At 77.1% G+C, this 17,838-nt stretch carries 16 protein-coding genes and 1 pseudogene; 12 read left to right on the plus strand and 5 right to left on the minus strand.

Going from position 1 to position 17,838, the window contains the following annotated elements:
* Nucleotides 1-38: 38 nt before the first annotated feature.
* The 3 genes and pseudogenes from ACI79C_RS23200 to ACI79C_RS23210 form a co-directional block, all read left to right on the plus strand.
* Nucleotides 39-941 (plus strand): annotated as a pseudogene (locus ACI79C_RS23200) (PDR/VanB family oxidoreductase); the annotation flags it as partial.
* A gap of 14 nt (nucleotides 942-955) precedes the next feature.
* Nucleotides 956-1,768: an IclR family transcriptional regulator gene (locus ACI79C_RS23205; protein ID WP_456948055.1), complete on the plus strand. Its 813-nt coding sequence runs from the start codon at nucleotides 956-958 to the stop codon at nucleotides 1,766-1,768.
* A gap of 16 nt (nucleotides 1,769-1,784) precedes the next feature.
* On the plus strand, nucleotides 1,785-2,888 hold the full coding sequence (locus tag ACI79C_RS23210) for an NAD(P)-dependent alcohol dehydrogenase (RefSeq protein WP_456948056.1): 1,104 nt from the start codon (nucleotides 1,785-1,787) through the stop codon (nucleotides 2,886-2,888).
* A gap of 63 nt (nucleotides 2,889-2,951) precedes the next feature.
* Here the strand turns inward: ACI79C_RS23210 and ACI79C_RS23215 are convergent, their stop codons facing one another.
* The 3 genes from ACI79C_RS23215 to ACI79C_RS23225 form a co-directional block, all read right to left on the minus strand.
* A complete protein-coding gene (locus ACI79C_RS23215; protein WP_456948057.1) occupies nucleotides 2,952-3,359 on the minus strand; it encodes a four-helix bundle copper-binding protein in 408 nt (135 codons plus the stop codon).
* 130 nt (nucleotides 3,360-3,489) lie between these two features.
* Nucleotides 3,490-5,277 carry a thiamine pyrophosphate-requiring protein gene (locus tag ACI79C_RS23220; RefSeq protein ID WP_456948058.1) on the minus strand — a complete coding sequence of 596 codons (1,788 nt, stop codon included), beginning with the start codon at nucleotides 5,275-5,277 and terminating at the stop codon, nucleotides 3,490-3,492.
* Between the two features lie 19 nt (nucleotides 5,278-5,296).
* The gene (locus ACI79C_RS23225) at nucleotides 5,297-5,962 is read right to left on the minus strand and encodes a phosphoribosyltransferase (protein ID WP_456948059.1); all 666 of its coding nucleotides are present in this window, start codon (nucleotides 5,960-5,962) and stop codon (nucleotides 5,297-5,299) included.
* Between the two features lie 210 nt (nucleotides 5,963-6,172).
* Here ACI79C_RS23225 and ACI79C_RS23230 point away from each other — a divergent pair, with 210 nt between their 5' ends.
* The 4 genes from ACI79C_RS23230 to ACI79C_RS23245 all read left to right on the plus strand — a co-directional run bounded on the left by ACI79C_RS23230 (nucleotide 6,173) and on the right by ACI79C_RS23245 (nucleotide 10,124).
* A complete protein-coding gene (locus ACI79C_RS23230) occupies nucleotides 6,173-7,123 on the plus strand; it encodes a Gfo/Idh/MocA family protein (RefSeq protein ID WP_456948060.1) in 951 nt (316 codons plus the stop codon).
* A gap of 52 nt (nucleotides 7,124-7,175) precedes the next feature.
* Nucleotides 7,176-8,285, plus strand: coding sequence for a zinc-dependent alcohol dehydrogenase (locus ACI79C_RS23235; RefSeq protein ID WP_456948061.1), 1,110 nt, complete (start codon nucleotides 7,176-7,178; stop codon nucleotides 8,283-8,285).
* A gap of 5 nt (nucleotides 8,286-8,290) precedes the next feature.
* Nucleotides 8,291-9,508: a glycosyltransferase family 4 protein gene (locus ACI79C_RS23240; RefSeq protein ID WP_456948062.1), complete on the plus strand. Its 1,218-nt coding sequence runs from the start codon at nucleotides 8,291-8,293 to the stop codon at nucleotides 9,506-9,508.
* Nucleotides 9,509-9,608: 100 nt separating this feature from the next.
* Entirely contained in the window at nucleotides 9,609-10,124 is a 516-nt protein-coding gene (locus ACI79C_RS23245) for a hypothetical protein (RefSeq protein ID WP_456948063.1), read from the plus strand.
* Here the strand turns inward: ACI79C_RS23245 and ACI79C_RS23250 are convergent.
* Together ACI79C_RS23250 and ACI79C_RS23255 are read right to left on the minus strand one after the other, a co-directional pair.
* Entirely contained in the window at nucleotides 10,121-11,977 is a 1,857-nt protein-coding gene (locus ACI79C_RS23250; protein ID WP_456948064.1) for a glycosyltransferase, read from the minus strand. The two genes, ACI79C_RS23245 and ACI79C_RS23250, sit on opposite strands and share 4 nt — an antisense overlap.
* Nucleotides 11,974-13,227 (minus strand): glycosyltransferase family 4 protein, encoded by a 1,254-nt coding sequence (locus ACI79C_RS23255; RefSeq protein WP_456948065.1) that lies wholly within the window; start codon nucleotides 13,225-13,227, stop codon nucleotides 11,974-11,976. The genes ACI79C_RS23250 and ACI79C_RS23255 overlap by 4 nt, the downstream gene beginning before the upstream one ends.
* Nucleotides 13,228-13,299: 72 nt before the next feature.
* On the opposite strand from ACI79C_RS23255, the gene ACI79C_RS23260 reads away from it, so the two are divergent.
* The 5 genes from ACI79C_RS23260 to ACI79C_RS23280 all read left to right on the plus strand — a co-directional run.
* Complete coding sequence (locus ACI79C_RS23260; RefSeq protein ID WP_456948066.1) at nucleotides 13,300-14,382, plus strand: glycosyltransferase family 9 protein; 1,083 nt, start codon at nucleotides 13,300-13,302, stop codon at nucleotides 14,380-14,382.
* On the plus strand, nucleotides 14,379-15,461 hold the full coding sequence (locus tag ACI79C_RS23265) for a glycosyltransferase (RefSeq protein ID WP_456948067.1): 1,083 nt from the start codon (nucleotides 14,379-14,381) through the stop codon (nucleotides 15,459-15,461). Before ACI79C_RS23260 ends, ACI79C_RS23265 begins: the two co-directional genes overlap by 4 nt.
* The gene (locus ACI79C_RS23270) at nucleotides 15,458-15,634 is read left to right on the plus strand and encodes a hypothetical protein (RefSeq protein ID WP_456948068.1); all 177 of its coding nucleotides are present in this window, start codon (nucleotides 15,458-15,460) and stop codon (nucleotides 15,632-15,634) included. Before ACI79C_RS23265 ends, ACI79C_RS23270 begins: the two co-directional genes overlap by 4 nt.
* Nucleotides 15,635-15,678: 44 nt before the next feature.
* Nucleotides 15,679-17,103, plus strand: a complete 1,425-nt coding sequence (locus tag ACI79C_RS23275) for an NADP-dependent succinic semialdehyde dehydrogenase (RefSeq protein ID WP_456948069.1) — start codon at nucleotides 15,679-15,681, stop codon at nucleotides 17,101-17,103.
* Between the two features lie 80 nt (nucleotides 17,104-17,183).
* A partial coding sequence (locus tag ACI79C_RS23280) for a quinone oxidoreductase family protein (RefSeq protein WP_456948070.1) occupies nucleotides 17,184-17,838 on the plus strand: 655 nt, incomplete at its 3' end.

The following is a 17,838-nucleotide window of genomic DNA, read 5'->3' on the forward strand; positions in this document are numbered from 1 at the left end:
TGGACCTGCGCCTGCAGGTGGCCACCCGGACGACCGGCGCGGAGGGCGTCGTCGTCCTCGACCTGCGCGACCCCTCCGGCGCCGACCTGCCCGCCTGGTCGCCCGGCGCGCACATCGACCTCAAGCTGCGCGAGGGGCTGGTCCGCCAGTACTCGCTGTGCGGCGACCCGAACGACCGCTCGGTGTGGCGGGTGGCGGTCCTGCGCGAGCCGGAGAGCCGCGGCGGGTCCGAGCACGTGCACGCGGCGCTCACCGAGGGCAGCGAGATCGACGTGCGCGGCCCGCGGAACAACTTCGAGCTGGTCGACTCGCCCAAGTACCTGTTCGTCGCCGGCGGCATCGGGATCACCCCGATCCTGCCGATGCTCACCGCCGCCGAGGCCGCCGGCGCGGAGTGGGAGCTGCACTACGGCGGGCGCAGCCGCCGGTCCATGGCCTTCCTCGAGGCGCTGGAGGACGCGACCGGCAACCGGGTCACCCTGCACCCGCAGGACGAGGTCGGGCTGATCGACCTGCCCAAGATCCTGGACACGCCGCGGCCGGACACGCTGGTCTACACCTGCGGCCCCGAGCCGCTGCTCAAGGCCGTCGAGCAGCACTGCGCCGCCTGGCCCGAGGGCAGCCTGCACCTGGAGCGGTTCAGCCCCAAGGAGCAGGGCCAGCCGGTGCTCGCCGACTCCTTCGAGGTGGAACTGGCCACCAGCGGCCTGACGCTGACCGTGCCGCCGGACCGGTCCATCCTCGAGGTCGTGGAGGACGCCGGGATCCCCGTGCTCTCCTCGTGCCAGGAGGGCACCTGCGGCACCTGCGAGACGGCGGTGCTCGACGGCGAGGTCGACCACCGCGACTCACTGCTCACCCCGGCCGAGCAGGCGGCCAACGACACGATGTTCATCTGCGTGTCCCGCGCCGCCTGCCCGAAGCTGGTCCTGGACCTCTGAGCCCGCCGAACAGCGTGTCCGACGCCGAGCTGACCCGGCCGAGGACGTCGGGCGGGAAGCTGCTCGCCGTCCTCGACGCCTTCACGCGGGAGCGCCCGGCCCTCACCCTGTCCGAGATCGCCCGCGTCGTCGACGTGCCGCTGTCCACCGCGCACCGGCTGGTGGGGGAGCTGCGCCGGTGGGGCGGGCTCGAGCGGGACGCCGACGGCCGCTTCCGCGTGGGGCTGCGGCTCTGGGAGCTCGGCGCGCTGGCCCCCCGGGGGCTGGGCCTGCGGGAGGCGGCGCTGCCGTTCATGGAGGACCTCTACGAGGTCACCCACCAGAACGTGCAGCTGGCCGTCCGCGACGACGTCGAGGTCGTCTTCGTCGAGCGGTTCGCCGGCCGGGACGCGGTCATGGTGCTCACCCAGGTCGGCGGCCGGTTCGCGCTGCCGCCGACCGGGGTGGGGCTGGTGCTGCTGGCGTACGCGCCGGTCGACGTCCAGGAGCGGGTGCTGGCCGCGCCGCTGAAGCGCTACACCCCGCACACCATCACCGACCCGCGGGAGCTGCGCCGGGTGCTGGCCGACGTCCGGCGCGCCGGCCTCGCGATCAGCGACCGCCAGGTGACCGCCGACGCGGTGTCGGTCGCCGCCCCCATCGTCCTGCGGGACAGCGTGGTCGCCGCGCTGTCCGTCGTCGTGCGCGGGGACTCCCCGGCCGCCGTCCGGTCCGCCGCCCCGGGCGTGCGGGCCGCGGCGCGCGGGATCTCCCGCGTGCTCACCCAGTCCGCCGGTGGCGGGTGGCCGGTCGAGGTCCCGGCCGCCGCCGCCGAGGAAGCCCGCTGAACCGAGGAGGACCCGCGTGAGGATCACCGCCGCCGTCGTCGAGGAGCTGCACGGCCCGTTCGTCGTGCAGGACGTCGAACTCGACGAGCCCGGTCCCGGCGACGTGTTGGTGAAGGTGGCGGCCACCGGCTTCTGCCACACCGACGGCATCGCCCGGGACGGCGACCTGCCCTTCCCCCTGCCGGGCGTGCTGGGCCACGAGGGCGCGGGCACTGTCGTCGCGGTCGGGGAGGGCGTCACCGGGATCCGCGAGGGACAGGCCGTCGTCCTCGGCTGGCCGTACTGCGGCGACTGCCGCAACTGCGCCGCCGGGGAGCCGCGCTACTGCCTGCGGATGGGCGAGCTGGTGGGCGGCGGGCACCGGCTCGACGGCCCGTCCGCGCTGCGCACGGTCGACGGGCGGCCGCTGGCCAGCCACTTCTTCGGCCAGTCGTCGTTCGCCACCTACTCGATGACCACCGCCTCCTCCCTGGTGCCCGTCCCGGAGGGGTTGCCGGTCGAGCTGATGGGGCCGCTGGCGTGCGGGCTGGCCACCGGCGCGGGCGCGGTCTTCAACACCCTGCGGCCGGAGCCGGGCAGCTCGATCGTGGTCTACGGCGCCGGCACGGTCGGCCTGGCCGCGGTGATGGCCGCCCGCAACTCCGCGGCCACGACGATCATCGCCGTCGACCGGCACGCCGGCCGGCTGCGGGTGGCCACCGACCTGGGTGCCACGCACACCGTCGACGCGACCGACACCGACCCGGTGCAGGCGGTCCAGGAGATCTGCGGCGGCCCGGCCGACGCCGCGCTGGACTGCACCGGCGTCGTCTCCGTCGTCCGGCAGGCGATCGACTCGGTGGGCATGCTCGGCACGGCGCTGCTCATCGGCGGCGCGCCGGCCGGGGCGGAGTTCAGCGCCGACCACCTGAGCACCCTGTGGGGCAAGACCATCCGCGGGACCCTGGGCGGGAGCGGGCACGGCCAGGCCCTCATCGCCGCCCTGATGGACCTCTACGCCCAGGGGCGGTTCCCGTTCGACCGGCTGGTCGAGTACTTCCCGCTCGACCAGATCTCCGACGCCGTCGAGGCCTCCCACAGCGGCGCCGTCGTCAAGCCGATCCTGCGCATGCCGGAATGAGGAAGGACCCCGTCCTCCGCACCCCCGCGGGCTCAGGGTGGGGTCCGGGACGGGGCCGGGGGCTCAGCCGAGGGAGCCGATCAGGTCGCGGCAGGCCTGCTCGCAGCGGCGGCAGGACTCCGCGCAGACGCGACAGTGCTCGTGCATCTCCGCGTGGCGCGCGCACTCGCCGCCGCACGCCTTGCAGGCAGCGGCACAGGCCTCCAGCACCGCGCGGGTGAGGTTGGCGTCGTAACCGGTGTGACGGGAGAGCACCCTGCCCGTGGCGTCGCACACGTCGGCGCAGTCGGCGTTGGTGCGGATGCACTTCGTGAGCTCGGCGACCGAGTCCTCGCTCAGGCAGGCGTCGGCGCAGGCCGTGCACGCCTGCGCGCACTCGACGCAGGCCTCGATGCAGGCGCGCAGTCTCTCCCGGTCGACCCCGCCGAGGTCCTTCGGGTAGGTCTCGAGCATCTGTCCGGCAACGGTCATGGCGGTCCTCTCGTCGGGCTCGGTCCGTGCACGTGGCGGTACCCCGAGGGTCGACCGTGACGCCTGCGGTCCCCACCCGGGGCGTCCTGGCGGGCCGGCGGCTGCCGCCAGGACGCCCCGGCCGGGGCGGTCAGCGGGCCGCGTCCCGCTCCTGCTCGGCGTAGGTGTCGAGCAGTTGCCGGGCGTGCTCGCCGGACGGTCCCTCCTGCGCCAGCCCGGTCCGGAAGGACTCCAGCTTCGCCTCGCCGGCCGGGAACGGCGGCAGCAGCGGCACGTCGGGGTCGACCAGGACCTCCACGACGACCGGCCGGTCGGCCGACAGCGCCCGGTCCCAGGCCGGGCCGAGTTCCCCGGGGTCGGTCACCCGGATGCCGGTGAGGCCCAGCAGGTCGGCGTAGCCGGCGTAGGGGAAGTCGGGCAGGGACTGGCTCGCGTCGAACCGGGGGTCGCCCTCCATCTCCCGCTGCTCCCAGGTGACCTCGGCGAGGTCGCGGTTGTGCAGGACGCAGACGACGAACCGCGGGTCGGCCCACTGCTGCCAGCGGTGCGCCACGGTGACCAGTTCCGCGTTGCCCAGCATCTGCATCGCGCCGTCGCCGCTGAGCGCCACCACCGGCCGGCCGGGCTCGGCCAGCTTGGCGGCCAGCCCGTAGGGGACCGAACAGCCCATCGAGGCCAGGGTGCTCGACAGGTGGGCCGGCACGCCCTGGGGCAGCCGCAGGTGCCGGGCATACCAGTAGGTCACCGACCCGACGTCCACGGCGACCTGCGCGTCGGCGGGCAGCCGCGGGCTGAGCTCGGCCACCACCAGCTCGGGGTTGACCGGCTCGGCCGGCGTCCGCGCCCGCTGCTGGGACAGCTCCCGCCAGGAGCGGACGGCGCCCTCCACCTCGGCCCGCCACGGGGTCTGGCCGCGCTCCTCGAGCAGGGGCAGGAGGGCGCCCAGCGTCTCACCGGCGTCGCCCAGCAGCGGCACCTCGAGCGGGTAGCGGTCGCCCAGGTGCCGGCCGTCGAGGTCGATCTGCACGGCGCGGGCCTGCCCCGGCGGCGGGTAGAACTCCGTCCACGGGTCGTTGGTGCCGACCATCAGCAGGGTGTCGCAGGACCCGAGCACGACGCCGCTGGCCGTCGTCCCCAGGTGGCCCATGACCCCGGCAGCGAGGGGGTGGGTCTCGTCGACGTGCGGCTTGCCGAGCAGGCTGGTGGCGATCCCCGCACCCAGCCGCTCGGCCACGGCGAGGACCTCCTCGCGCGCGGTCCGGGCGCCCTGGCCGACCAGCAGGGCCACCCGCTGCCCGGCGTTCAGCACGTCCGCGGCGGCGCGCAGGTCCTCGTCGTGGGGGAGGACGCGCCCCTGCCGCCAGGTCGGCGCGGTCACCACCACGCCGTGCTCCTGGTCGGGTCGCGGGGCCGGCAGCTGCTGCACGTCGTGGGGGAGCACGACGACCGTGGGGGAGCGGGTCGCCAGCGCGGTGCGGAACGCCCGGTCGAGGACGAGCGGCAGCTGCTCGGCCGTCGTCACCGTCTGGGCGTACTGCGCGGCGACGTCCTTCACCAGGCCGAGCAGGTCGATCTCCTGCTGGTACGCCGAGCCCAGGGCCGTGCGTTGCTGCTGGCCCATGAGCGCGACGACCGGGACGCCGTCGAGCTTGGCGTCGTAGAGGCCGGTGAGCAGGTGCACCGCGCCGGGGCCCTGCGTCGACAGGACGACGCCGACCCCGCCGGTGTACTTCGCGTGCCCGACGGCCATGAACGCGGCCGCCTCCTCGTGCCGCGCCTGCACGAACTCCGGCTCCCCGGCCCGGCGCAGCGCGCCCATGACGGCGTTGATGCCGTCGCCCGAGTAGCCGAACACCCGGGGCACGCCCCACTGCCGGAGGCGCTCGACGACGACGTCGGCGGCCAGGTGCTCGCTCATCCCCGCCCTCTACCCGGTCTCACGACCCTCCACCGGTGACCGAGCGGGCCAGCGCCTCCCGGACCTCGTCGTCGGTGGTGGCGCGGAAGTCGTCGTAGCCCTGGCCGACCGCCGCGAAGGACGCCGGCGCCCAGAGGCAGACGACCTCGTCCACCTCGGTCGCGATCCGCTGGCAGGCGAACGGTGAGGCGACCGGCACGGCGACGGTGAGCCGGGCGGGGCCCTGCCGGCGGGCGGCGGCGACAGCGGCGCGCATGGTCGACCCGGTGGCCAGGCCGTCGTCCACCACGACGACCGGCCGCCCGGCCAGAGGGGTGGCCGGGCGGTCTCCCCGCCAGGCGGCCTCCCTGCGGCGCAGCTCCGCGACCTCCCGCTCGCGGGCCCGGCTGAAGGCCTCGTCGTCCACGTCGACGCGGCTGAGCACCCGCTCCTCGCGCACCGTCTCGACCTCCTCGCCGATGGCGGCGACCGCGCCCATCGCCAGCTCCGGCCGCCACGGCACGCCGAGCTTCCGGACCGCCACGATGTCGAGGGTCGCGCCCAGCGCCCGGGCGACCTCCGCGGCGACCACGACCCCGCCGCGGGGCAGGCCGAGCACGACGAGGTCCGGGGTGGCGGAGTCGACCAGCCGGGCCGCGAGTGCGCGGCCGGCGGCCGTGCGGTCGGCGAAGGGCTTCGCGGTCATGGCGCTCCCTCCCCGCGGGACCCGACCCGTCGGGGGTGGGTGCCCGCATGGTGGACCTCCTCGCCGAGCACGCCGGGGCCGCCGAGGTGACGCCCATGGTGCGCCCGACGGCAGCTCGGCCGGGCGCCCGGGGCTCCGGTGCCCGGCCGAGGCGCACGCTGCGACCGGGGGAGGCGGTTGCCGACCGGCCGGCCTGGGCAGGGAGGCCGCGTGACGACGAGGATCGGCCTGGTCGGGGCCGGGTTCATCGCCGGGCGGCACGTCGACTCCCTGGGCGGGATCGAGGGCGTGAGCGTCGCCGGGATCGCCGACCCCCGCACCGACCGGGCGGAGGTGCTGGCCGCCCGGTCGGGCGCGACCGCGTACGCCCGGTGGGAGGACCTGCTCGAGGCCGAGGAGCTCGACGCGCTGTACGTCTGCGTGCCGCCGCACGCGCACGGGCCGGTGGAGGAGGCCGCCGTCGACCGCGGCCTGCCGCTGTTCGTGGAGAAGCCGCTCGCCGCCGACCTCCCCACCGCCGAGCGCCTGGCCGACCGGATCGACGCCGCGGGCCTGCTCACCGCGGTCGGCTACCACTGGCGCCACCTCGACACCCTGGAGCTGGCTCAGCAGCTGCTCGCGGACGCTCCCGCCCGCATGGTGCTGGGCGCGTGGCTCGACAAGGCGCCCCGGGTCGACTGGTGGGCCCGGCAGGAGGGCTCCGGCGGGCAGACCGTCGAGCAGGCCACCCACCTGTTCGACGTCGCCCGGGTGCTCGTCGGGGAGGTGGCCGAGGGCTGGGCGACCGGATCCCGCTCCCCGGACGGACCCGGGGACATCCTCGACGTCTGCACCGCCGCGCTGCGGTTCGAGAGCGGCGCGGTCGGCTCCTTCGCCAACAGCTGCCTGCTCCCGCGCGGCTTCCGGATCGGGGTCGAGCTGGTCGCGCCGGGCCTGGGCCTGTTCCTCACCGAGCACCAGCTGGTGGTCAGCGACGCCCGGGGCGAGCGGACGGTGGACCGGGGCGCCGACCCGATAGAGGCCGAGGACCGCGCGTTCGTCGCCGCGATCCGCGGGGAGGGCGACGACGTCCGGACGCCGTACCGGGAGGCGCTGCGCACCCACCGGCTGGTCACCGCCGTGGCCGCCGCGGCCGCCGACGGCGGGACGGTGCGACTGTGAGCGGCTCGGTGATCGACCGGCTGCGCCGGGCGGGAGCGAACGGGAGAGCGCTGTGAGTGGCCGCCCGATCCGCTCCATCGGCGTGGTCGCGCCCGGGCAGCCGGCGATCCTCGACGCCACCGAGCCCGAGCCCGGCCCCGGCCAGGCGTGGGTGCACACCGAGTGGAGCGGGGTGAGCGCCGGCACCGAGGTGGCGATCGTCCGCGGCACCGACCCGCACCACCTGCTGCACTGGGACCCCGACACCCGCTCGTTCGACGACGGCGGCCCCACCGCGCCCTACCCGGTCCCCGCACTGGGCTACATGGAGGTCGGGCGGGTCACCGAGAGCCGGACGCCCGCCCTCGCCGAGGGGGCTCTGGTGGCGATGGCCTACGGGCACCGCACCGGCCGCTGTGTCGACCCGGCCGCGACGACGGTCGTGCCGGTGCCCGACGACCTCGACCCGGTCCTCGGCGTGTACCTGGCCCAGATGGGGCCGATCTGCGTCAACGGCCTGCTGCACGCGGCCGCCGCGCTCGCCGGGCCCGGCGCGGACCTCGACGCCGGCGTGCGCGACCGGCACGTGCTGGTCACCGGGGCCGGGGTCATCGGCCTGCTGTCGGCGCTGCTCGCCGTCCGGCACGGGGCCGCGGACGTCGTGGTCGCCGAGCCGTCGCCGGCCCGTCGCGCGGTCGCCGAGACTCTCGGCCTGGCCACGGTCGACGACGCCGACGGGTCGGCCTGGCGCGCGGTCAAGCAGCGGTGGCGGCACGGCCCCGGGGACGCCGGCGCCGACGTCGCGCTGCAGTGCCGCGGCCACGACGCGGCGCTGGCCACCGCGCTCAAGGCCCTGCGACCGCAGGGCGTCGTCGTCGACCTGGGCTTCTACCAGGCCGGGGCGGAGGCGGTGCGGCTCGGCGAGGAGTTCCACCACAACGGCCTGTCGGTGGTCTGCGCGCAGATCTCCCGGGTGCCCCGTGGCATGGCCGACGCGTGGCCGCGCACCAGGCTGGCCGAGGTCACCCTCGACCTGCTGCGGACCCGAGGGGAGGACGTCCGCGGCTGCCTGGTCACCGACGTCCTGCCGTTCGAGGAGGGACCGGCGCTGCTGGCCGACCTGGCCGGCCGCCGGCTGGCCGCCCCGCCGTTGCAGGCGGTGCTGCGCTTCGACGCCCCCTGATCGACGTGCGGGTGCTGCTGGTCGGCAACCACTGGACGCCGGGCCCCGGCGGTGCCGAGACGGTCCTGGCGCTCACCGCCGACCTGCTGCGCGCGGCCGGCCACGAGGTGGTGCCCTTCGCCGTCGCCGAGGCGGCGACCCTGCCCACCCCGGTGCGCGACCTGCTGCCCGCCGCGGCGGGCAGCGGGGCCCGCACCCGCTTCGGGGAGGCGTGGGCCGGCACCTGGTCGCCGCGCGCGTACCGGGCGCTGACACGGGTGGTGGACGCGGTCCGCCCCGACGTCGCCCACGTCCACCACGTCTTCGAGCGGCTCACCGTCTCGGTGCTCGATGCGCTGCGCCGCCGCGGCGTGCCGACGGTCATGACGCTGCACGACTACAAGCCGGTCTGCCCGAACTACCGGCTGTTCACCGAGGGGGCGCCGTGCAGCCGGTGCCTGTCGGGGCGGTACTGGCAGGTGGTCCGGCACCGCTGCCTGGAGGGCTCCCGCTGGCGCTCGGCCGCCGCGGCCGCCGACGCGTACGCCTCCCGGGCGCGCGGGGTGTACGAGCGGGTCGACGCCCTCCTCGCCCCCAGCGCGCACCTGCGCGACCGGGTCGTGGCCGGCGGGCTGCCGGCCGCGCGGGTCGGCGTGCTGCCCAACCCGGTGGTCGCCGCGCCGGCGCCGCGCCCCGTGCCCGACGGACCCCCGGTGGTGCTCTACGCCTCCCGGCTGGTCGCCGAGAAGGGCGTCGACGTGCTGCTGGACGCCGCCGCGCGGCTGCCGGCCGGCGTCCGGCTGCGGCTGCTCGGCTCGGGCCGGATGGAGCGGCAGGTGCGGGCGCGGGTGGACGCCGAGGGCCTGCCGGTCGACGTGCTGGGACCGCAGCCGCCGGAGGCGGTCCGCGCGCACCTGGCGGCGTCGACGGCCGCCGTCCTCCCGGCGCTGTGGGAGGAGAACTCCCCGATGGCGGTCCTGGAGGCCGCGGCGCACGGCGTGCCGGTGGTCGCCTCGGCCATCGGCGGCATCCCCGAGCTGGTCGCCGACGGCGGCACCGGCCTGCTCGTCCCACCCGGCGACGCCGGCGCCCTCGCCGGTGCGCTCACCCGGCTGGTGGCGCACCCGGGCGAGGCGGCCGCCATGGGCCGGGCGGGCTGGTCGCGAGTCCGCGAACGGCACGACCCGGCGGCGCACGTGACCGCCCTGCGGCGCGTCTACCGGCGTGTCGTCGGCGCGCCGTGACGGACGGACTTGTTCCACAAGCGCCGGAGCGGGATCCTGCGCTCGACGCCGCGGACGCCGGGTTCCCGGGCTGCGCGGCGGCTCCAGGGGAGGGGCCGTCATGGAGTGGGCGTTCGTGAGCGTGCTCGGCTTCCTCGCGGCGACCGCGCTGGTCATCGCGTTGGCGAGGAGCAACACCGCCCGCTGGGAGGCACACCACCGGGCGGCCCAGGCGGCGATCCGGGCCCGGGAGGAGGCCTCGCTGCGGGCCCGGGCGGCTGCCCTGCTGGCGCAGCGGGCGCCGGGCGCCGTGCGGCACCTGCCGCACCCCCACGTGCCGCACCTGCACCTGCCGCACGTCCACCTGCCGGCCCGCATCGTGGAACGGCTGCCGCACCCGCACCTGCCGCGCCTCGACGGGCACCTGCTCCACCTCGACGGCCGCTTCGCCCGCCTGGCGCACCTGCCCGGCCGCCGGCGGCGCACCGACGGGGAGCCCGCGCGGCCCGACGGCGTGGTGCCCGCGCGGCCCGACGGCGAGGTGCCCGCGCGGCCCGACGGCGAGGTGGTCGGCCGTCCCGACGGGAACGAGCCCCGCGGCACCGCCGAGGAGACCTCGACCGGGGCGTCGTCCTAGCCGCGACGGGGCGCCGCGACGACCGAGCGGAACAGGCCGACCAACCGGTCGGCGTGCGCGTCGAAGGTGTGCCGCTCGCGCACCGCCAGGGCCGCCGTCCCACCCCGCCGGTCCGCGAGCTCCCCGGCCAGCACCCCGGCGACGTCGTCGGCCGACCGGTAGAACAGGCCGGTCCCCTCCTGGCGCAGCACCCGCTCCACGGAGACCAGGGAGCCGGGGTTGGCCTGCTGGAGCAGCGGCAGCCCGGCCGCCAGGCAGACCGGCAGGCGGGCGGGGGAGTTGAGGTCGTCCCAGCTGGCCAGCCGCAGGTCGCCGCCGTTGGCGCTGGGGAACCGGTGCAGCCAGCCGGCGTCGTACCGGGACAGCTCCCGCACCCAGTCCTCGGGGCCGACCGGCGGGTGCAGGTGCACGTGCGCCGGCGCGGCGGCCCGCGCCCGGTCCAGCCAGCCGGCCCACGCGCCCTTGGGCCCGGGCGCACGGACCTGGCCGTACAGGTGGGTGTGCACGCCGCGCCGGGCCAGCTCCAGCACCCACTCCAGGTCGAACCCGGACGGCCGGCCCACGACCACGGTGTGCGGCTGCCCGTCCCGGTCGGAGAGCTTCGGCGACAGCGGCGCGTCGAGCCAGTCCCGCTTGGGCAGGTCGCCGTCGAGGACGCCGAGCCGTGCCGGGTCGACCCGGCCGCGCAGCGCCGCGGCGAACCAGTCGCGCTCCTCCTCGGTGGCCAGCAGGCAGGCGTCCGCGCCCGCGACCAGGTCGGCCAGCAGCGGCCACTCGCCGCGCACCGTGCTGCGCTGCGGCGCCTCCTTGAACGTCCACACGAGGGGCAGCTCGGGGAAGGCCTGCCGCACCGCGTGCGCGAGGGGGACCGCCCGCCAGTTCAGCTGGGCCCACACCACGTCCGGCGCGAGCGCGCGCACCTCCTCGCGCCACCGGTCCCGGTCGAGGTCGGGCACGCCGCCGAAGGGCAGCGGCCCCACCGTCGCGTCCCCGAGCCCGTCGGTCGTCCAGAGGCCGGCCAGCCGGTGGCCGCGCTCGGCGAGGGCCAGCACACGCTCGGGGTTGAACGCCAGCTCGCCGACCACCAGCACCGACAGCCCGTCGGGGGCGGTCGGGTACGCCCGGTCCCGGAACCGGGCGTAGCGCGCGACCTCGTCGACCGCGCCGCCGTCGGTGGACGCGAAGCGCAGCGGGGTGGCCACCCGGTAGCGGCTGCGGAACACGTTGAGCCCGCCGTCCCGGGACTCGCGGATCGCCGCCGACCGCTGACCGGGGTGGCGGGTCCACGTGCAGGTGACCCGGCCGGTGTCCGCCGTGGCGCCGCGGGCCCGCAGCCGGTCCCACATCAGCCGGCCGAGGTCGTCGGTCTCCAGCTCGGCGCGCTCGGTCCAGCGGTCGGCGGTGCGCCGGTGCGCGACCTGCACGAGCTGCTCGTAGCAGGTCCCCGGCGGCTCGGTCAGCCCGCTGCGGGCCAGCACGACGCCCATGTCGGCCAGGCACGCCAGCAGCGCCGTCAGGTGCTCGGGGGACCAGACGTCGTCGGCGGGCAGGTAGGCGACGACCGGCGCGTCCGCGACGTCGAGCCCGGTGTTGAGCGTCGCGCCGAGGCCGCGGTTGTCCGGCCGGCTCAGCAGCCTCAGCCGCCGGTCACCGAGTGCGTCCACCACGGCCCGGACCGCGTCGGGGTCGGGGGAGCCGTCGTCGAGCACCACGGCCGTCCAGTCGCCGCGCCGCTGGGCGAGCAGGCCGTCGAGGGCGCGGGGCAGGAACGCCGCCTGGTCGTGCACCGGCACCAGGACGGTGACCGCCACCCCGCTGCTGCGCTCGCCGGGTGACCTCGCCAGCTCGGTCACACGACCTCCCGGGCCGCGGGCACCTGCCCCCGGACCCGCGCGTAGACCTCCGCCACGCGCCCGGCCAGCCGCGGCCAGGCGTAGTCGCAGGCGCGGGCGCGGGCACCGGCCGACAGGCGCGCGCGCAGCCCGGGGTCGGCGGCCAGCCGGTCGAGCGCCGCGGCCAGCGCGTCGACGTCCCCGGGAGGCACGAGCAGCCCGGACTCCCCGTCGGTGACCACCTCCGGGATGCCGCCGACGTCGCTGGCCACCACCGGCACCCCGCTGGCCATCGCCTCGGTCAGCACCGACCCCATCTCCTCGTAGGCCGACGGGAGGACCAGGACGTCGAGCGAGCCGAGCACCGCGGGCACCGCGGAGTGCTCGACGAAGCCGGTGAGCGTGATCCGGCTCCCGCGGGGACCCGCCGCGGCCAGGCGGCGGACCTCGGCGGCGTCCGGTCCGTCGCCGACCACGACCAGCGACGCGTCCTCGCGCATCCGCCCGAAGGCGGTCACGAGCAGGTCGGCCCGCTTCTGCGGCGCCAGCCGCCCCACGTAGCCGATCCGGGGCCGCCCCACGGCCGGCAGGACGTCGGCGTGTGCGGAGGCGAACAGGCTCGGGTCGAACCCGGAGGGGATGGTGGCGATCCGGTCGGCCGGGATCCCGTCGTCCCGCAGCGCGGCCGCCGTCCGCGCGGTGAGGACGACGACCGCGTCGGCCCGCCGCAGGGCGGCCCGCTCGACCCGGCCGCCGAGGGCCCGCAGCAGCCGGGCGCGGGCGGACCGGCCGAGCACGGTGTGCCCGACGCTGCAGTGCACGGTGACCACGAGGGGGCAGCGGTGCCGCCGGGCGGCCAGCAGGGCCAGCGGCAGGGTGGCGAGGTCCTCGCCCTGGTGGGCGTGCACCACGTCGACCGGAGCCCTCCGCAGCGCCGTGGGGAGCGCGCCGAGCGCCCAGAGCTGGCGCAGCCGGGGGACCGGCAGGCCGGTGCGGTGGACCCGCGCCGCACGGCCCAGCGGGGTGGTGCCGCGCGGGCCGGCCAGCCGAGAGGTGACCACCGTCTGGACGGCGCCCTGCGCGTCGAGGCAGCGGGTCAGCGTGGCGGTGTGGTTCTGCATGCCGCCGATCGGGTCGTAGCGGGCCGTCCGGTGCTCGAGCTCCCCGGGCACGCTCCCCGACCCGGCGCTGCGGACCGCGGGCGGCGGTTCGAAGACGCTGCACAGCCGGAGCACGTGCAGCTCCCGGAGCGGAGCGGAGGTGCTGCCCACCTGGCCTCCCATCTGCGCGGACCCGCAGTGAAGCAGAGTTACGACCGTGGCGCCGACGGGAAGGAGGTGCAGGTGAGTGCCCCCCTCGTCGACGCCGCGGTGCGCCGCGTGGCGCTCGTGCGGCTGCGGGTGGGCCTGGGCGACCTGCTCTGCTCGCTGCCCGCGCTGCGCCGGCTGCGCGCCGCCCGCCCCGACCTGGAGGTCACCCTGGTGACCTGGCCGGAGATGGCCCCGGTCGTGGCGCGGATGGGCGACGCGGTCGACGAGCTGCTGCCCTTCCCCGGGGTGGACGGCGTCCCGGACCACCCGCCCGGGCGCGTGCCGGACCCCGACGGCTGGGCGCCGTTCCTGGCGGAGGCCGCCCTACGGCGCTTCGACCTCGCCCTGCAGGCGTACGGCGACCGGCCGGCGGCCAACCGGGTGACGGCGTCCCTCGGGGCCCGGCTCGTCGGCGGGTTCGCACCCACCGGCTGGTCCCCGCCGCCGGGCACCGAGGCGCTCCACCTGCGCTATCCCGTCGACCTGCACGAGGCCGAGCGGCACCTGCGGCTGGTCGAGCACCTGGGCCTGCCCGCCGGCGGGGCGCCGGAGATGACCTTCCCGATCACCGCGGACGACGAGGCCGAGGCCGCGGCCACGCGCGCGGCCTCCGGGCTGGTCCCCGGCCGGTACGTCGTCCTGCACCCCGGCGCCTCGTCCCCGACCCGTCGCTGGCCCGCCGAGCGCTACGCCGAGGTCGGGGACGCGCTGGCCGCGGACGGCGCGGCCGTCGTGGTGACCGGCGGTCCGGCCGAGCGCGAGGTCGGTGCCGCGGTGGTCGCGGCGATGCGGGCGCCGGCGGTGGACCTCACCGGCGCCACCAGCCTCGGCGGGCTGGCCGCCCTGCTGCGCGACAGCGCCCTGCTGGTCGGCAACGACACCGGGTCCGCCCACCTGGCCGCCGCCGTCGGGGCGCGCACCGTGACCGTGTTCCTGCCCGGCGACCCCGTGCGCTGGGCGCACCGCGGGCCGCGGCACCGGGCGGTGGTCGCCGACGTGCCGTGCGCGCCGTGCCCGCACCTGGTCTGCCCGATCGACTTCCGCTGCGCGGCCTCGGTGCGGCCCCGCGACGTGCTCGCCGCCGCCCGCGACCTGCTGTCCCCGGCCGCCCCGTGAGCGGCCCCCGGCGGGTCTCCCTGGTCTGCGACTCCGACGCCTGGGGCGGCGCCGAGGTCTACCTGACCCACCTGCTGCGGCGGGCCGGCGGCCTGGGCTGGACGGCGTCCCTCGTGGTGGCCGAGCCGGTCGCGGACCGGTTCGCCGGCTGCCTGCCCCCGGGCCGGCTCGCCGTCGTCCCGCTGGCCCGGCACACCGGCGCGGCGCCCGCGGTGCGCGACGCGCTGGCCGCCCAGCGGCCCGACGTCGTCCTGGTGAACCTGGTCGACCCCGGCTCCAACGCGGCCGCGGTCGCCGCCGCCCTCGCCGTCGCGCCGACCGCCGCCGTCCTCCACCTGCCCGGGGACACCGGCGACGGCGAGCGGCGGGCGCACCTGGCCGGCCTCCACGGCCGCCTGGCCGCGGTGCTCACCCCGGCGTCGGGGGCCCGCGACCAGCTGCTCGCCGACCTGCACCTGGCGGCCGACCGGGTGCACGTCGTCCCCAACGGGATCGACGTCCCCCACGACCCGGCGGGCCCGGCGGGCCGTCCGGTCCCGCGGGTCGGCGGCCTGGGCCGGCTCACCGCGCAGAAGGGCTTCGACGTCCTGCTGGCGGCCGTCGCGCGGCTGCGGGCCGACGGCGTGCCGCTGGAGGTGGTCGTCGGGGGAGAGGGCCGGGACGGCGGGGCGCTGCGGGCCGCGGCCGTGGACCTGCCGGTCACCTTCCCCGGTTTCGTGACCGACGTCCGCGGCTTCCTCGCCGGCCTGGACGTGTTCTGCCTGCCCTCCCGCCGGGAGGCGCTGCCGCTGGCGCTGCTCGAGGCGATGGCCGAGGGCCTGCCGTGCGTGGCCACCGACGTCGGGGACGTCGCCGCCGCGGTCGGCTCCGCCGCCGTCGTCGTCCCGCCGGAGGACCCCGCGGCGCTCGCCGGCGCGCTGGCCGCGCTGCTCACCGACCCCGCGCGCCGGGCCGACCTGGGCGCTCGCGCCCGGGACCGGGCGGTCGCGGCGTTCGACGCAGGCCGGATGGCGCGGCGCACCCTCGACGTCCTCGCGGGCGTGTGCGCCCGCCCGGGACGGGGAACCGGGGAGCCATGAGCAAGAAGCCGAACCAGCAGGAGCAGCAGGCCGCCGCCCGGGAGGCGAAGAAGCAGGGGATGTCGCCCAGCGAGGCGGGCGCGACCACCGGCGCCTCCAAGCAGATGCGCCACGTGGCGAAGGGCGACGACCGGCACGAGCACTCCAGCGCGCAGGGCAAGAGCAAGACCTGACGTCCGCGACGGGACGCCGAGACCGAGCACCCAGGGAGGACCCCATGGCCATCGCCACGATCAACCCGGCGACCGGCGAGACGCTCAAGACCTACGAGCCGCTCTCCGAGGAGGCGCTCGAGGACAAGCTCGCCCGTGCCGCGGCCGCGTTCGCCGACTACCGGCTGACCTCCGCGCAGCAGCGGGCCGGCTGGCTGCGGTCGGCGGCCGACGTCCTGGAGGGCGACGTCGACCTGGTCGCCGAGCTCATGACCACCGAGATGGGCAAGACGCTGGCCTCGGCCAAGGCCGAGGCCACCAAGTGCGTCAAGGTGCTGCGCTACTACGCCGAGCACGGGGAGGAGTTCCTGCAGCCGAGACCGGCCGACGCCGAGAAGGTCGGGGCCACCGAGGCCTACGTCGTCCACCAGCCGCTGGGCGTGGTGCTGGCGATCATGCCGTGGAACTTCCCGATGTGGCAGGCGATGCGCTTCGCCGCACCGGCGCTCATGGCCGGCAACGTCGGCCTGCTCAAGCACGCCAGCAACGTGCCGCAGACCGCCCTCTACCTGGAGGAGCTGTTCCGCAAGGCCGGCTTCCCCGCCGACGTCTTCCAGACCCTGCTCATCGGGTCGGGCACGGTCGAGCGGGTGCTGCGCGACGACCGAGTGGTCGCCGCGACGCTGACCGGCAGCAACGCCGCGGGGGAGGCGGTCGCGCGGGTCGCCGGGGAGGTCATCAAGAAGACGGTGCTCGAGCTCGGCGGCAGCGACCCGTTCATCGTCATGCCCTCGGCCGACCTGGACAAGGCGGCCGAGGTCGCGGTGACCGCCCGCTGCCAGAACAACGGGCAGAGCTGCATCGCGGCCAAGCGGTTCTTCGTCCACCGCGACGTCGCCGAGGAGTTCACCCGCCTGTTCGCCGAGAAGCTGGCGGACCTGACGGTGGGCGACCCGATGGAGGAGGGCACCAAGGTGGGCCCGCTGGCCACCGAGTCCGGCCGCGAGGACGTCGAGCGCTACGTGCAGGACGCCGTCGACAAGGGCGCCACCGTCGTCGTCGGCGGCAAGCGGGTGGACCGGCCGGGCTGGTTCTACGAGCCAACCCTGGTGACCGACGTGACGCCGGAGATGTCGATCTGGGCCGAGGAGGTCTTCGGGCCGGTCGCGGCGCTGCACACCGTCGCCGACCTGGACGAGGCGCTGGCGCTCGCCAACGACCACGTCTACGGGCTGGGCGCCAACCTCTGGAGCGAGGACCAGGGGGAGCGGCTTCGGTTCATCCGCGACGTGCAGTCGGGCATGGCGTTCGTCAACGGCATGGTGACCAGCTATCCGGAGCTCCCCTTCGGCGGGGTCAAGCAGAGCGGCTACGGCCGCGAGCTCACCGAGGTCGGCATGTTCGAGTTCACCAACGCCAAGACCGTGTGGATCGGCCCGCCGAGCCGTCAGCAGGGCGAGGGCGACACCGGGGCGGCCGCCTCCGAGTGAGGTCCGCCGGGGGCCCGGGACAGCCCGGGCCCCCGCGGGGTCCCGGAACAGCCGGGCTCGCGGCCGGGTTGCGGTCGGGCATGACCCGTGTCGTCCTGGCTCCCCGCTACGGCGGACCCGAGGTGCTCACCGTCGTCGACGAGCCGGTCGGTGAGCCCGGCGCGGGCGAGGCGCGGATCGCGGTCCGCGCGGCGGGGGTGAACCCCGCGGACTGGAAGTCCTACGGCGGCGCCTTCGGCGCCGACCCGGCCCGGCTGCCGCGGCGGCTGGGCTCCGAGGCGGCCGGGGTGGTGACCGCGGTCGGGCCGGATGCCGTCGGCCCGGCCGGTCCGGTCGCGGTGGGGGACGAGGTCATCGGGTTCCGGCTCAGCGGTGCCTACGCCGCCGAGCTCGTCGCGCCCACCCCGGCGCTGGTCCCCAAGCCGCCGTCGCTGGGTTGGGAGCAGGCCGCCGGGTTGATGCTCGCCGGGGCCACCGCGGTGCACGCCCTGACCGCCACCGGCGTCGGTGCCGGCGACACCGTGCTGGTCCACGGTGCCGCCGGTGGCGTCGGGCTCATGGCCGTCCAGCTGGCCGCCCTGCGCGGGGCCCGCGTCCTCGGCACGGTCGGTCGGGACAGCGCCGACCTGGTGCGCCGGGGCGGCGCCCCCGCGGGCCCCGACCGCGCCCCGCGCGCCGCCCCCCTCCCCGAGCAGCCGGCCCCCGGGGGGACCCCCGCGGCGGACAACGACTGCC

This window comes from Geodermatophilus sp. SYSU D00697 (assembly GCF_054050175.1).